This window comes from Hornefia porci, from assembly GCF_001940235.1.
In the GTDB taxonomy this organism is placed as follows: Bacteria; Bacillota; Clostridia; order Peptostreptococcales; family Anaerovoracaceae; genus Aminicella; species Aminicella porci.
Window position 1 is genome coordinate 1,793,971 of record NZ_MJIE01000001.1, and the last position, 15,166, is coordinate 1,809,136.

Sequence of the window (15,166 nt, forward strand, 5' to 3'; positions counted from 1 at the left end):
ATTTTCAATGAATTTAAAACCGGATGAAATAAGCGGTTTGATCAAAGACCAGATCAAGAATTACAGAAATGAAATGGAAATCTCCGATTTCGGCACTGTCATGCAGGTGGGCGACGGAATCGCCCGGGTCTACGGACTCAGCCACTGCATGTCCGGAGAGCTGCTGGAATTTCCGAATAATGTTTACGGAATGGCACTGAACCTGGAGGAGGACAACGTGGGCGTCGTCATCCTGGGTCCATACAGGGAAATCGGAGAAGGAGATATTGTAAAGCCGACCGGCCGGGTCGTTGAGGTTCCGGTGGGTGAGAATATGATTGGAAGAGTCGTGGATCCGCTGGGTCATCCCATTGACGGAAAGGGAGCCATTGAAACAGGCGAGACACGGCCCATCGAGTACCCCGCGCCGGGGGTGCTGCGCAGGCAGCCGGTCAAGGAGCCGCTGCAGACCGGAATCAAGGCGATCGACTCCATGATTCCTATCGGAAAGGGTCAGCGTGAGCTGATCATCGGCGACCGCCAGACCGGGAAAACGGCGCTTGCGGTAGACACGATTCTGAACCAGAAGGGGAAGGACGTTATCTGCGTTTACGTCGCGATCGGACAGAAGCAGTCCACCGTGGCGCAGCTGGTCAGCACACTGGAGCAGAAGGAAGCCATGAACTACACCATCGTGGTATCGGCGACCGCCAGCGCTGTCGCGCCGATGCAGTACATCGCGCCTTATGCCGGGTGTGCGATGGCGGAGTACTTTATGTATCAGGGAAAACATGTGCTGATTATCTACGACGATCTGTCCAAGCATGCGGTGGCGTACCGCGCCATGTCGCTGCTTCTGCGCAGACCGCCCGGGAGAGAGGCGTTCCCCGGAGATGTATTCTACCTTCATTCCAGACTTCTGGAGAGGGCCGCGAAGCTGTCGGAGGAGCTGGGAGGCGGATCGATTACGGCGCTGCCCATCATCGAGACTCAGGCGAACGACATTTCCGCATACATTCCGACGAATGTCATTTCCATCACCGACGGACAGATATTTCTGGAGACGGAACTGTTCTTCGCGGGACAGCGGCCGGCGATTAACGCCGGAATTTCCGTATCCCGTGTCGGCGGAAGCGCACAGATCAAGGCGATGAAGAGAGTTTCCAGCAAAATCAAGCTGATGCTGGCGCAGTACAGAGAGCTGCAGAACTTCTCACAGTTCGGCTCCGATATTGATGCGGATACAAAGAAGAGACTGGATCACGGACGTATTCTGATGGAGATCCTCAAGCAGGGACAGTACGGTCCGCTGGACGTCGCCGACCAGGTGATGATCATCTACGCCGCCTCCAACGGCATGCTGGATGATATCCCGGTAACCTCCGTCAAGGAGTTTGAACGGCAGTTCTACGTCTATATGGACGACCACTATCCGGAGGTCAAGAGAGAGATCCATACGACCGGCGACTTCTCTGAGGAATCGGAGAAGCTGATGCGGAAGGGAATTGAGGAATTCAAGAAAGTAGGGTTTATCAATGGCTGAACAGATGCAGGACATCAAACGCAGAATTAAAAGTATCAACAGCACAGAGCGGATCACCAACGCGATGAAGCTGGTTTCTGCGGCAAAGCTGCGTCGGGCCAAGGCGATTTACGAACACAGCAAGCTGTACCTGGATCGGATTATCGAATCCATCGATGAGGCCTTTGACAACGGACAGAAGGTTCCGAAGGAGCTGATTCTGGGCAGCCGGGAGATGAAAACGAGTTGTTATGTTATCATTACCAGCAGTACCGGGCTCTGCGGAAGCTTCAACGGAAACGTGATCCGGGAGGCGGAAGCGACGATCAGGAGAAAGGGCCGGGAGGCGGTTCTGGTGGACATCGGAAGCAAAGGCCGGGAATACTTTGAACGCAGGGGGTATGATGTGATTATCGAGCATGATCCTCCGGCGGACACCGTGGATTATGAAGAGGTGAAAAAGCTGGTCCGGCCTTTGTTCGAGAAGTATATGTCCGGAGAAATCGATGAGATTGTGCTGGTATACACGTCCTACGTCAACACCCTGAAGCAGGAGGTTGTCCGGAAACGGATCCTGCCGGTGGACATCAGCAAGCGGAGCGTGAAATCCTCGAACATTAATGTGATCGAGTATGAGCCTTCCGTGAATGAAGTGTTCCGCTACCTGGTTTCCAAGTACATGGAGATGACGCTGTACAGCGCGGTCATTGAATCGGCGACCTGCGAACATGCGGCGCGCCGTCAGGCGATGGAGAACGCCAACGACAACGCCAGCGATATGCTGAAGCTGCTGATGACGGAATACAACAGGGCGAGGCAGTCGCAGATCACCAACGAGATCATAGAAATCGTCTCAGGCTCTGAGGCACTGAATTAACAAGGAGGGAAGATAATTTGAATACAGGAATCATACATGAAATTATCGGACCGGTAGTCGATATCAAATTTGATCCGGATCATCTTCCGGAGCTGCTGAATGAAATACAGATCAGGCTGAACGACGATACCGTCATCGTAGCGGAGGTCGCACAGCACAAAGGAGACGATGAGGTCAGATGCATCGCGCTTTCTTCTACTGACGGTCTTGCCAGAGGGATGGAAGCCGTGGATACGGGCAATCCCATCGAGGTTCCGGTCGGCGATGAAGTCCTGGGACGGCTGTTCAATGTTCTGGGCGAGCCCATCGACGAGAAGGGACCGGTGGAAAGCAAGATGCGCAAACCGATTCACCGGCCTGCTCCGCGGTTCGAGGATCAGGATACGTCATCACAGATGTATGAGACCGGAATCAAGGTCATCGATCTGATCGCGCCGTATACCAAGGGCGGCAAGACCGGACTGTTCGGCGGCGCCGGCGTCGGGAAGACCGTTCTGATTCAGGAACTGATTAACAACATTGCGACGCAGCACGGCGGAATCTCCGTCTTTGCCGGCGTCGGAGAGCGCACCAGAGAGGGGAACGACCTCTATGGTGAGATGACGGAATCCGGCGTCATCAAGAAGACCGCGATGGTGTTCGGGCAGATGAACGAGCCGCCCGGGGCCAGAATGCGTGTGGCGCTTACCGGTCTGACCATGGCTGAGTATTTCCGCGATGAGGAAAAGCAGGACGTGCTTTTGTTCATCGATAATATTTTCCGTTTCACACAGGCGGGCTCCGAGGTTTCAGCGTTGCTGGGGCGTGTCCCCTCCGCGGTGGGATATCAGCCGACACTGGCCAATGAGATGGGTGCGCTGCAGGAGAGGATCACCTCCACAAAGGACGGTTCCATCACCTCCGTGCAGGCGGTTTATGTACCGGCAGACGACCTGACAGACCCGGCGCCGGCGACCACCTTTGCGCATCTGGACGCCACCACGGTACTGGATCGCTCCATCACAGAGCTGGGAATCTATCCGGCGGTGGACCCGCTGGCTTCTACGTCCCGTATTCTGGATCCGCTGATTGTCGGCGAGGAGCATTATGAAGTCGCCCGCCGGGTGCAGGAGGTTCTGCAGAAATACAAGGATCTGCAGGATATCATCGCGATTCTCGGCATGGACGAGCTGTCGGAGGATGACAAGCTCACAGTGTCCCGGGCCAGAAAGATTCAGCGTTTCCTGTCGCAGCCGTTCACGGTCGGTGAGCAGTTTACCGGAATCCCGGGAAAATACGTTCCCGTGGCCGAAACGGTCCGGGGCTTCCGCGAGATCCTCGACGGTGAGCACGACGATATTCCGGAGGAGCTCTTCCTCTTCGTCGGAGGCATCGATGAGGTCGTAGAGAAGTGGAACGAACAAAAGAAGGAGCAGAGCAATGGCTAGCACGAAACTGGAAATCCTGACGCCGCAGGACATGTTCTATTCCGGTGAAGTCGAAAGTCTGACGGTGCAGACCCTCAGCGGCGACGAGGGATATCTTCCCGGCCACGTGTGGTGCCGCAAGCTTCTGAAGGAGGACGGGAAGATCCGTTTTCGGGAGGCAGGATCCGCGGAAACAAAGACTGCATACATTAAAGGAGGTTTCGTTGAGATCCGTGATATCTTCACGGTGTATTCGGAGGATGCTTCTTATTGAAACGAACCTATATTGCGATTGATCTGAAATCGTTTTACGCCTCGGTGGAATGCCGGGAGCGCGGGCTTGATCCGCTGACCACGAATCTTGTGGTGGCGGACGCCGCCCGAACAGAGAAAACAATCTGCCTTGCCGTATCCCCCTCTCTGAAATCCATGGGAGTGCCGGGACGGGCAAGGCTGTTTGAGGTAATTTCCGTCATGAGGCAGGTCAACGCCCGCCGCCGTGCGGCGGCAGGCACCGGCCTGAAGGGGGAGTCTTCGGATATCGAAGAACTTGCTGCTGATCCTGCGCTGAAGGCGGGCTGGATTACGGCGGTTCCCCGCATGGCGCTGTACATGGAGTACAGCAGCCGCATTTATGATATCTATCTGAATTACGTTGCGGCGGAGGACATTCATGTCTATTCCATTGACGAGGTCCTCATGGACGTAACGGATTATCTTCCGCTCTACGGAATGACGCCGCATCAGCTCGCCCGGGCGATTATTGATGAGGTTCTCGCGCAGACCGGTATTACCGCGACAGTGGGAATCGGTCCGAATCTTTTTTTGTGCAAGATCGCCATGGATCTCGAGGCCAAGCACTGCCCGCCGGATGAAGACGGCGTGCGGATTGCAGAGCTGGATGAGATGAGCTACCGAAGAAGCCTGTGGGAGCATCAGCCCCTGACGGACTTCTGGCGGGTCGGTCCCGGCTACGCCCGCAAGCTGGCGTCTGTGGGGATTTATACCATGGGGGATGTGGCCCGCTGCTCTCTGGGCGCGCCCGGCGAGTTCTACAACGAGGATCTGCTGTACCGCCTGTTCGGCGTCAACGCGGAGCTTCTCATCGATCACGCGTGGGGATGGGAGCCCTGCACCATTGCGGATATCAAGGCGTACCGGCCGCGAACGGAGAGTGTCGGCGCCGGTCAGGTTCTGCAGTCTGCCTATGAGGGGGAAAAGGCGAGGCTTGTGGCCTGGGAGATGGCGGATCAGCTGGCGCTGGATCTGGTGTCCAGAGGCCTCACCACAGATCAGATCGTGCTCAATGTCGGCTACGATATTGAGAATCTCCAGAATCCGGTGCTTCGTGCGGCGTATAAGGGGCCGGTGACGACGGATCACTACGGGCGGCAGGTTCCGAAGGCGGCGCACGGAACCATCAGTCTCGGGGATGTGACCTCCTCCACAAAGGATATTCTGGAGGCGTCGATGACGCTTTACGACCGCATCGTGGATCCGCGGCTGCTGGTGCGGCGGATCACAATCACGGCGGGTCATGTGGCGCCGGAACCGGAGCAAACAGAGCCGCCGGCGCCGGAACCGGAGCAGCTGGACATGTTCACGGATTACGCCGCCAGAGAAGAGGAAGCGCGGCGGAGACAGGCGGAACGCAGCCGTGAGAAGAAGGTTCAGAAGACGATTCTGGAGATTAAGGGGAAATTCGGGAAAAACGCGATTCTCAAGGGTGCGAACCTGGAGGAGGGCGCTACGGCGCAGAGCCGGAACAAACAGATCGGAGGGCACAAGGCGTGAGCAGATACGACGACATTATCAGTCTTCCTCATCATGTGTCGAGCCGTCATCCACATATGTCCATGAAAGAGCGGGCGGCGCAGTTTTCACCTTTTGCGGCGCTGACGGGCTACGGGGATGCAGTGAGGGAAACGGCGAAGCAGCATATTCGGGAGACTGAAGAGAAGAACAGTAACAGTACGCTGATGGATGACGAATATGAGATTCATCTGGAGGATATGAAAGAATTATGGAACGACTGAGCATGAAGGATAAGCTGGGATACGGGTCGGCCTCGCTGGCGGACTCGCTCTCGTATAATTTCATTGCGACATATTTCATGTTCTTTCTGACGACCGCGGTGGGTATCCGGCCGGCGACGGCGGGAATGATCACGGTGATCGGAGCGGTCTGGAACGGTTTTATCAATCCGGTAATCGGGTATTTCGCCGATCATATCCGGACCTCACGGGGCCGCCGCCGGCCTCTGATTTTGTTTTCCTCGATACCGCTTGCGCTGACGCTGCTGTTCGCGTTCACAGACCTTCCCTTTGTTCCCGCGGAGGGAAAGCCGCTTTACTTCGGGATTCTGCTGATGCTGTTCTGGCTCAGCTATACCGGGTTTCTGGTGCCGTATCTGGCGCTGGCCTCGGAGTACACGACGGACTATGACCAGAGGACGATCCTGCGGTTCTTCGCATCTATGTTCAATATGGCGGGTGCGCTGGTCAATTTTCTGATTCCTTCGGTGGCGGTAGAATGGCTGCAGGATGCGGGCGTTCCGCTGTCCCTTGCATGGAGTCTGGTGGGAGGAATGATTGGTGCGGTCTGCTTCATTTCAATCCTTCTGACGTTTTTGTCTTCAGAGAAAAAGGATCCGCCCTGTGCGGATTCCGGCGATCGTCCCGGGTTTAAGCCCGCGGATGTTTTTCGGGAGTATGTTTCTCTGTTTACGCTGGGGCCCATCCGGCAGCTGATTGTCGCCAGCATTGCCACTCTGATCTGTTACAGCATCATGCTTGCGGATATGGTATATTTTCTGACATATAATATGAAGTGTACTGCGCTTCAGATGTCTTTATTCATGTCTCTGCGGGCGGTATTCGGGATTCTGCTGATTCCGCTGGTGGCAAGACTGACCGTCCGGTTCGATAAGAGGGGAGCGTTCGGGCTGCTTTCTGTAATAGGAATAGCCGGCATGGCGGTTCTGAGAATGACCGGCGTCGGGTCCACAGGCGGAATCATCTGCTATATGCTGATGGTTACTCTTTGTACGGCGATTTACTGGAGCCTGATGCCGTCGATGTATCTGGATGTCTGCGACTATGACAGGCTGAAGACGGGAAAGCGGCGGCAGGCCACAATTGTTTCGTTTCAGGGGCTGGTGGAGGCTGTGTCCGGAGGAATCGGCACCATGCTGCTGGGGTTTCTGTTACAAAATGCAGGGTTCGACGGCGGCGCGCCGGTACAGACAGCGTCCGCCTGCGAGTGGATATTCAACTGCACAACGGTAATTCCCGGCGCGTTCCTGGCAATCGCGATTATCGCCGTGTGGCGGTATCCGCTGACCCGCTCCGTTCATCGGGAAATTATGGAGAAAATCGGAGAGTAAGGCAGTCGGGCTTAGACTGAGTTGTCGGCAGAGAGGCTGGAGCGTTTCTGCCGACGGCATTTATATAAGGTTATATTCTTATTTTCCGAATGAAAGTCAAAACTTCTTCCAATGCGTCTTCGTTAGAAATATCGAGCCAGTTCTTACCTGATTTTTTAAGTTCAGTCAAGTAACTGGGATTTTTGAATATACGTTCGATGCGGATAGTAATGTCATTTGTGGTGTAAATATGTAGCGAGGAGTCGGCGAATATGTACTTTTTGATGCATTCAGAAAGCTGCTCTGTCTTTACGCGCTCACTCAGATAGCAGATATCAAAAACATCCTTGTATCTGGTGTTACGGGTCCCGAAACGCAACATGGATTTTAGTTTTTCTGTGATCATTTGAGCGGGAGAGTTTATAAGCAGACTAACGACATCATCCTGAAACCCTATATCGAAAGCATATTCATCCTGCTCAATCGAAAGGTCATTATGTACGCCGATATCCATTTTAAGTGATATGGTGGTTTCTTCCATATCGGTAAGGGATATGCTGATGCGTTTTCCCTTGTAATTCTGATGGTTCAGTTCGGTAATCGTCCCTATAAGTTTAATCGTGAGTCCATCAATGCAATTCAGTTTTTCCACAAACTTTCGGATGGATTCATCGGAGATGGAGTAACGGATAAAATCCAGGTCGAGATCCTGCGTAGCACGGCGGGAATTGCCGGAGATGCTTCTCATGACAACACCGCCCTTGATTGTCGCATTTCGTGCCATCCCACTGTCAGAGATTGCCTTCAGTGCAATATCCTGTCCGAGCTTCGACTGTGCATCGGATTCAGTGTAACCTTGTTCTTTTATCTTTTCGATTTCTTCATACAGGTTCATTTAAAGTACCTCCATTTGTATCATATCCATAAGTTTAGCCCCGTTTCGAAACATGCCCGCATAATCTTCAACCAAACCGAAGTCCATTTCAAAAGACAGCTTCCTGTAATTTTGGATGATTTCTTTATAGTAATCCATAGGTATCCTGGCACGGAAACGCATGAGTTCGATCAACATCCGTTCAGGACTGTAGATGCGTATGATTGAATTATTGTATTGGAGTTCCGTAATCCCGGCCTTAAAGATATCCTCCTTCATGAAAGACTGCCTGACGCGCGGATCTTTTATTCGTGTATCCGTTCTTCTGGTTGCAAGGTAATAATGTCCGGGAATCACATCCGTTAGCGAATGATAATAGAATGCGCTGTTTCCGGTACAGATGGCCTTAGGGTATTTTCGCATAATAATGTCTATCTCTGAAACGCTTCGTTTGGTGGAATAAATCCCCTTTTCTTTCATGAAAAGAGTTCCGTTTGCGAGTTCTTTTTTTAGTTTGTAGTCATTGCCATATCTGTCAATGCATTCCTGATAGGATAGGAGCATAGAGCACCTCCTTGAAGTAATCGTTCACATAAAATATACTCATGTGTATTTTTACTTAAATTATAGCAGATTTCAAAGAGAAATCAATAAAGATTTGCTGAATGTAATTTCAATATTTAATGCGTGTTCAGCCGTCGAATATGCTTGAAACAACAATAATATAAAGAGCGTATTCGACGACCCGCCGCAAAGGGAACCGAGGTCAGCATATTTGGAAATGTCTTAATATTGACAATGATATATATACACTGTACAATAAAGAGCAAAGTGTTGGAGTTCCGTAACAGAAGTACAATTATAATTGGGTATATCTCTAGACTATGCGAGGGATTTTCTACAAGTCGAAACTGATTTTTACAATTTTCGTTGCAGTCGCTGTGCTGTTTACACTGGCGGGTGTATCCTTTGTCGAGCAAAGAAAGAATGCGAAGCCGGTTACCTTTCTGTCGGGTCAGTTCGTAGTGTTTGAAATATATAATGCAGCAGATTTCACAGAGCAGGATTTGTTGCGGGTTATGGAGCGCAACTGTGGTGACAGAGGTTTTCTGTGTACAAAAAAGTATGCAGAGAAAAAAGGCTGTTCTGTGTATTTCAGTCCGGAGATGAGTTGCAGAATCGGAATTACAGAGGGCAGGAGTTTTTCGCGGAAGGATTTCGACGAAGAGAAAAATGTCGCTGTTGTGACCGGCGACCGGCAGAATCAGCCATCCCATATCTTTGTCAGCCAGAAAAGATATGATGTGATCGGGACCTATTCTCCACAAAGGGAGGGGCGGTCTTCCGACTGGTTTATTAATATGAATGCAGAAAATCTGAAGAATAAGAGAGTGTACGGCTATTATTTTTTCGATACCGACAGGAAGGATTGCCTTGGGACGGCAAAGAAAATTGCAAGAGCTGTGAAAGACATCTGTCCTGAAGCATCAGTGACTGTGGCAGGGGGAATGAGCAAAACCGGGAAGGCCATGCGACCGGAAAAGACAAATTATACAGATATGCTGGGTTTCCTTATCGTTACGGCGGTTCTTGTTTTGCTTAATTCCTTTTCAGCGTGTTATTACTGGCTTGAGACACGGAAAAAGGAAATTGCGGTTCGGAAGATGGCGGGAGCGCAAGGCAGGAATATCGTTACATGGTTATGCAGAGAATACATCATTATTCTGCTGCTGGCTTTTTTTGTCGGCGTGGCGCTGTCTGAATTATTCCTGCGAATCGCAATATACCTGCCTGTGGCACATTCCGTTGAAATGATGTTCGGAGCACATATCTCACTGTCGGGGCATTGTCCGGGATGATTCTGCTGGCGCTGATCGGTGCAGCTGTTATCGCTGCGACTCTGAAGCGGTTTGGCAGAAATACTATTGCGAGTAAATTATAGAAATGAGAAAACCCTTTTTTACATTCTTTTTGCAGGACATAAGACGAAACCTGCTTAATTATCTTGTCATTCTGATCCAGATCATTCTGGCTGCTGTGGTTTTGTGTTATGCGCTGACACTGGCCTATAACGGATGGATCGCAACAAAGAAGTTTGAAAAACTCAATGACAGGAACAGTATATATAAACTGTCTTCGGATCTCGAGGAATCAGAGATGGACGAGCTTACGAACAGTGAGGCAAAAGCCCATGCCCTGTACCGCCTTATTCGGGATATGTATGCATCAGACAGTCTGGAGTGCGTGACAGCCGATGACTCTATGGATTTTACCTTTGGAAAACATCGAAGAGAGTATGCCGGACTTCCTGAAAAATTACGGGTTCCGGGCGACCAGACTGTTTCGGTGGATATGGCGGTCGTCAGCAGCAATTTCTTCCGCTTTTTCGGGATAAAGGGCAAGTATGATATGAGTTCGGAGAGAAACCGACGTCCGCTGATACTGGGAAATGCTTTCAGAAAATATTATCGTGTTGGAGATGTCATTCATGATTCAGTTGATGATGAATATGTTGTAAAGGGTTTCCTTCCAAAAGGCGCATACTATGTGAATCCCTTTGAGAAGAACGAGCCTTTTTATCTGGATCGCTATTTTGTTGCATCTGTCTGCCCGCAGCGCGATGATGGCATTGGATCGTTCATCACAGTCATGAGCACCTTCGTTGTTGAAAAAAAGAAGGGTGCTCTTCACGGAATGATGAGTAGAGAAAGCATGCAGACGCTGGGTTTTCTCTACACGGAAAACTATACTGAAGAGATCCGGGAATCTGTTACTGATATTCTGAACAGTGTAATGACAATGGCATCAATTGCGATTATTATCCTTCTCTTTTGTTCCATAGGTCTCATTGCAAATTTGCTGCACTTTATGGAAAGCAGTATGAAGGAGTTTGCGGTTAATATGCTGTGCGGGGCACGGCTTAAAGATATTATCCTTCGTCTTACTGCGCAGGTTGGAAGTATGATTGTAATCGCAGGAGCTGTAACACTTCTCGTATGGAAATTTTCAGGACCTGCAGTGGCGACGCTCCTTACCCTGGCAGTTTATGCATTTATTGCGCTGGCTTATCCGGTCTGGCAACTGAAGAAAATCGAAATAATTGAAATCATAAGGAGAAAGTAAGTGACATACAGTATAGAAATTGATCAGATCTGTAAGACGTATCGCGGAGTGGGCTATGAGGTAAAAGCGCTCCGGAATGTATCGATGAAAATCAATACGGGAGAGATGACTGCAGTCGTGGGTACCTCTGGTTCCGGAAAAACAACGCTGCTGAATATTCTGGGGCTCATCGATTCACCGGATTCCGGGACATATCGGCTGGGAGACATCGATACAGGAGAGTGTACGGAAACTGAGCGTGCGGGCCTCAGAAATTCCAGACTGGGGTTTATTTTGCAGGAATTTGCGCTAATCGACCGATATACTGTGGAGCAGAATATAAAAATCCCCCTGCTTTACTCCAACGTTCCGAAAAGGGAGTGGAATATGAGAATCGATGCGATGCTGGATAAGCTGGGAATAGCAGAGAAGAAAAAAAGGCGGCCGGCAGAATTGTCGGGAGGGCAGAAGCAGCGGGTGGCAATCGCACGAGCACTGATCAGTCAGGGAGACGTGATATTGGCAGATGAACCGACAGGAGCGCTGGATTCCCGAACTTCATTAGAAATAATAGATCTGTTCCAGAGGATTAAAAGCGAAAATAAAACAATTGTTCTGGTAACGCATGATCACGATATTGCAGCCGAATGCGACAGAATTCTGCATATTGAAGACGGCAGATTATATGAAGATTGACGCCTCGGAGAGCTACAGCACGCTGAATTTCCGTGTTGCGTCGATGTATCTGGCGAGAACGCCCAGATTAGCGTAGAAGTAGGAGAATTTCTCGACCCGGCGGACCTCCACCAGCCCGGATCTGACAAGCCGCTTCATGTGCTGGGAGATTGTGGCCTGCGCATAGTCAAAAACCTGCACCAGATCCTTGGTGCAGACAGGCTGCATTTCCTTATTACAGTGCATGATGTAGCGGAACAGCGCCAGACGGACAGGGTGCGCCAGAGCATCTGAAACGGTTGCGATCAGCTCTGTATTTAATCCCTGAAGTTCCTCACTGACACCTTTGTCTCTTCTGATTCTCATGAATGAGCATACCTCCCCGGCGAAAAAACGCCATATAACAATATACAGGATTTCGGCGCCAATTTCAACCTCTCCGACGGGTGCAAAAATATTTGCATTCAAGCGGGAAATAGTGTAAAATACAGGTAGCGGAGGTATCAGGAATGGACGCAATGTGCTATAAAAAAATAATCGAGGAGCTGATCAGCCTGATCGACGAGGGCGTTTACATCGTGGACAGCGACGGCGTCGGTCTCTTCTATAATGAAGAGATGGCGGAAAATGAGAAGATTAACGTTACTGATGTTATCGGAAGGGATTTTCACACGGCATTCCCGGGAATCAAGCTCAATGAAAGCACCATGTACCAGGCCCTGCACAAAGGAATCGCCACGAGGAACAAGCAGCAGACCTATACTAACCTGTACGGGAAAGAGGTCACAACCGTCAACAGCACCGTACCGGTAGAGCTGGACGGCCAGCGTATCGCCGCGATTGAGGTGGCCCGTGACATCACCAATATCCGTTCCCTGAGCGACACCATTCTGCAGCTGCGGGAGGACAGAAATCCCCCGGAAAAGGCGGCCAAGGCCAGCATCAAACGCTACAACTTCAACGATTTGGTCGGAGAGAATCTGCGGTTCCGCAGGGTTGTGAACAGGGCGAAGCGGGCGGCCGGAAACAACGCCTCAGTGTTTATCTACGGCGAGACAGGAACAGGCAAGGAGCTCTTCGCACAAAGCATTCATTACGAGAGCCGCCGGAAGGACAAGCCCTTTCTGGCTCAGAACTGCGCGGCTCTGCCGGAATCCCTGCTGGAAGGAATTCTGTTCGGGACGGCCAGAGGCGGATTCACCGGAGCCGTTGATCGTGCGGGACTGTTTGAACAGGCCAACGGCGGAACGCTCCTGCTGGATGAGCTCAGTGCGATGCCCTATGATCTGCAGAGCAAGCTTCTGCGCGTGCTTCAGGAGGATTACATCCGCCGTGTCGGGGGGACAAAGGATATTCCCATCGACGTCCGCATCATCGCGACCGTCAATGAAGCGCCGGAAAAGCTGATTGCGGAGGGCCTTCTGCGGAAGGACCTCTATTACAGACTGAATGTTGTGGGAATTTCCATCCCTCCGCTGCGGGAGCGTAAGGATGACATTCCGATTCTGGTGGATTCCTTTCTGGAGAAATATAACAAAAAATATGACAAGCAGATCTGGATGGTGTCGGAGAACGCTCTCCAGAGACTCTGCGCCTACAACTACCCGGGAAATGTACGGGAGCTGGAGAACATCATCATCCAGTCTGTGGCCATGGCGGAGACGGAACACGTTCTGACGGAGCGTCTGCTGCAGATGCCGATTCACGTCGATGAGATCGGCCGGAGCGCGGAGAAGTGGGACGGACGCGCGCCCCTGAACGAATATATGGCAGAAATGGAGAAGATGATTATTCAGGGCGCGCTGATCGACGCCGACGGAAATGTGACGAAGGCCGCCGCGATGCTGCAGATCAAACGGCAGACACTCCAGCATAAACTGAAAAAGTACGGGCTGAGCACACAGTAGCAAAAATATTTGCGTTGTTTGCGCAAATATTTTTGCACAGAGCCGAAAAAAGATGACAAAAAATTACAGTATTTTTCTGATAATTCATAATTTCGAAAGATATATTGTGGTTTTAAGGGGTTTTTCCCTGTAAAATCACATTTTTTTGCATAAAATTCTTGAAGACTGTATTGTGTATACAAGATTTTCGTTGGCATAAGGCTTGCTTTGTACTATAGGCACGGGATTATTTCCCTATGGAGTGCCGGAAGGCAGGCCATTTCGGATAAGGTTAACTATTTGTTATGAAGAAAAGGAGAAAAGCAAATGAAAAATGTACAGGTAATCCTTTGGGGATTAGGCGCTATGGGCGGCGGAATCGGAAAAATGCTGGCAAAGAAAAAGGGCGTTGATATCGTTGGCGGAATCGACATCGGCGACAAGATCGGCAAAAATCTTTATGACGTCGTTCCCGGCATCGAGCAGGGCGACAGACCGGACGTTATCGTAGGAACTCCGGAAGACGTCATCAAGCCGGGCGCCGCAGACATCGTTGTCGTTTGCACAAACTCGTTCACAAAGGATGTTTATGAGAAGCTCGTTTTCGTTATGGAGCGCGGCATCAACGTGATCACCTCCGCAGAAGAAATGGCATATCCGCAGGCACAGGAGCCTGAACTGGCGAAGAAGCTGGATGAATGCGCCAAGAAGAACGGCGTAACCGTACTGGGAACAGGAATCAACCCGGGTCTCATCATGGACCTGCTGGTCATCCTCTGGACCGCGGCCTGCGAGGACGTGAACCACATCACCTCCAGAAGAGTCAACTCTCTGTCTCCGTTCGGACCTGCCGTTATGGAAGAGCAGGGTATCGGCATCTCTGTTGAGGACTTCAACAAGAGAAAAGCAGAAGGAACCATGGCCGGCCACGTCGGATTCGCGGAGTCCGTCGGCATGATGTGTGAAGCTCTGGGCTGGAAGCTGGATGAGTTCGGACAGGACATGGAGCCGATCGTTACAGATGTAGACAGAAAGTCTCCGTATGGATTCGCTCCTGCGGGCAGCGTTGCAGGCGTTGCCATGAAGGGCTGGGGAATCATCGACGGCGAGAGAAAGATCGATATGGATCACCCGCAGCAGATCGAGCCTGAGCAGGTCGGCGTACACACCGGCGACTATGTCATCCTGGACTCTGTACCGCCGGTCAACATGGCGAACAATCCGGAGATCGAGGGCGGCATCGGAACCATGGCGATGATCATGAACTGCATCCCGCACGTAATCAACGCGAACCCGGGTCTGAAGACCATGATCGACATCCCGGTTCCGCACGCAATTATGGGCGACTTCAGAGACCAGATCGACGAAGAGAAAAAACTGGTTAAATAAGAACCGCGGCGTCCCTGATCCGGCAGCGGCCGGAAAGAGCGGATACAGAGCCGATCCCATCGCCGGAAGACCCCGGCGATGGACGAACGGAC

The 15,166-nt window shown here is 51.3% G+C and carries 15 protein-coding genes; 12 read left to right on the forward strand and 3 right to left on the reverse strand.

Annotated features, from left to right (window positions below; all coding sequences use genetic code 11):
- Window positions 1-7 precede the first annotated feature (7 nt).
- The 7 genes from atpA to BHK98_RS08530 are packed head-to-tail and all read left to right on the forward strand — an operon-like array spanning window position 8 to window position 7,169.
- Window positions 8-1,522: a F0F1 ATP synthase subunit alpha gene (gene atpA, locus BHK98_RS08500; RefSeq protein WP_075713363.1), complete on the forward strand. Its 1,515-nt coding sequence runs from the start codon at window positions 8-10 to the stop codon at window positions 1,520-1,522.
- Entirely contained in the window at window positions 1,515-2,378 is an 864-nt protein-coding gene (gene atpG, locus BHK98_RS08505; RefSeq protein WP_075713365.1) for an ATP synthase F1 subunit gamma, read from the forward strand. Before atpA ends, atpG begins: the two co-directional genes overlap by 8 nt.
- 17 nt (window positions 2,379-2,395) lie before the next feature.
- On the forward strand, window positions 2,396-3,805 hold the full coding sequence (gene atpD, locus BHK98_RS08510; RefSeq protein ID WP_075713367.1) for a F0F1 ATP synthase subunit beta: 1,410 nt from the start codon (window positions 2,396-2,398) through the stop codon (window positions 3,803-3,805).
- Window positions 3,798-4,058, forward strand: coding sequence for a hypothetical protein (locus tag BHK98_RS08515; RefSeq protein ID WP_075713369.1), 261 nt, complete (start codon window positions 3,798-3,800; stop codon window positions 4,056-4,058). Before atpD ends, BHK98_RS08515 begins: the two co-directional genes overlap by 8 nt.
- Window positions 4,055-5,578: a Y-family DNA polymerase gene (locus BHK98_RS08520; RefSeq protein WP_075713371.1), complete on the forward strand. Its 1,524-nt coding sequence runs from the start codon at window positions 4,055-4,057 to the stop codon at window positions 5,576-5,578. Before BHK98_RS08515 ends, BHK98_RS08520 begins: the two co-directional genes overlap by 4 nt.
- Complete coding sequence (locus BHK98_RS08525) at window positions 5,575-5,820, forward strand: hypothetical protein (protein ID WP_075713373.1); 246 nt, start codon at window positions 5,575-5,577, stop codon at window positions 5,818-5,820. Before BHK98_RS08520 ends, BHK98_RS08525 begins: the two co-directional genes overlap by 4 nt.
- On the forward strand, window positions 5,808-7,169 hold the full coding sequence (locus BHK98_RS08530; RefSeq protein ID WP_083628179.1) for an MFS transporter: 1,362 nt from the start codon (window positions 5,808-5,810) through the stop codon (window positions 7,167-7,169). Before BHK98_RS08525 ends, BHK98_RS08530 begins: the two co-directional genes overlap by 13 nt.
- Before the next feature lie 70 nt (window positions 7,170-7,239).
- On the opposite strand, the gene BHK98_RS08535 is transcribed toward BHK98_RS08530, so the two are convergent.
- Window positions 7,240-8,043 carry a nucleotidyl transferase AbiEii/AbiGii toxin family protein gene (locus BHK98_RS08535; RefSeq protein WP_075713377.1) on the reverse strand — a complete coding sequence of 268 codons (804 nt, stop codon included), beginning with the start codon at window positions 8,041-8,043 and terminating at the stop codon, window positions 7,240-7,242.
- On the reverse strand, window positions 8,044-8,586 hold the full coding sequence (locus tag BHK98_RS08540; RefSeq protein WP_075713379.1) for a type IV toxin-antitoxin system AbiEi family antitoxin domain-containing protein: 543 nt from the start codon (window positions 8,584-8,586) through the stop codon (window positions 8,044-8,046).
- A 602-nt stretch (window positions 8,587-9,188) separates the two neighbouring features.
- Here BHK98_RS08540 and BHK98_RS08545 point away from each other — a divergent pair.
- The 3 genes from BHK98_RS08545 to BHK98_RS08555 all read left to right on the forward strand — a co-directional run bounded on the left by BHK98_RS08545 (window position 9,189) and on the right by BHK98_RS08555 (window position 11,820).
- Complete coding sequence (locus BHK98_RS08545; RefSeq protein ID WP_158024480.1) at window positions 9,189-9,881, forward strand: ABC transporter permease; 693 nt, start codon at window positions 9,189-9,191, stop codon at window positions 9,879-9,881.
- A gap of 298 nt (window positions 9,882-10,179) precedes the next feature.
- Window positions 10,180-11,145, forward strand: coding sequence for a hypothetical protein (locus BHK98_RS08550; RefSeq protein ID WP_143404566.1), 966 nt, complete (start codon window positions 10,180-10,182; stop codon window positions 11,143-11,145).
- Entirely contained in the window at window positions 11,146-11,820 is a 675-nt protein-coding gene (locus BHK98_RS08555; RefSeq protein ID WP_075713384.1) for an ABC transporter ATP-binding protein, read from the forward strand. It begins immediately after the preceding gene.
- A gap of 12 nt (window positions 11,821-11,832) precedes the next feature.
- On the opposite strand, the gene BHK98_RS08560 is transcribed toward BHK98_RS08555, so the two are convergent.
- Window positions 11,833-12,165, reverse strand: coding sequence for an ArsR/SmtB family transcription factor (locus BHK98_RS08560; protein WP_075713386.1), 333 nt, complete (start codon window positions 12,163-12,165; stop codon window positions 11,833-11,835).
- Window positions 12,166-12,308: 143 nt separating this feature from the next.
- Here BHK98_RS08560 and BHK98_RS08565 point away from each other — a divergent pair, with 143 nt between their 5' ends.
- Both BHK98_RS08565 and ord read left to right on the forward strand, forming a co-directional pair.
- A complete protein-coding gene (locus BHK98_RS08565; RefSeq protein ID WP_075713388.1) occupies window positions 12,309-13,706 on the forward strand; it encodes a sigma-54 interaction domain-containing protein in 1,398 nt (465 codons plus the stop codon).
- Window positions 13,707-14,012: 306 nt separating this feature from the next.
- Window positions 14,013-15,074, forward strand: a complete 1,062-nt coding sequence (ord, locus tag BHK98_RS08570) for a 2,4-diaminopentanoate dehydrogenase (RefSeq protein ID WP_075713390.1) — start codon at window positions 14,013-14,015, stop codon at window positions 15,072-15,074.
- Window positions 15,075-15,166 lie beyond the last annotated feature (92 nt).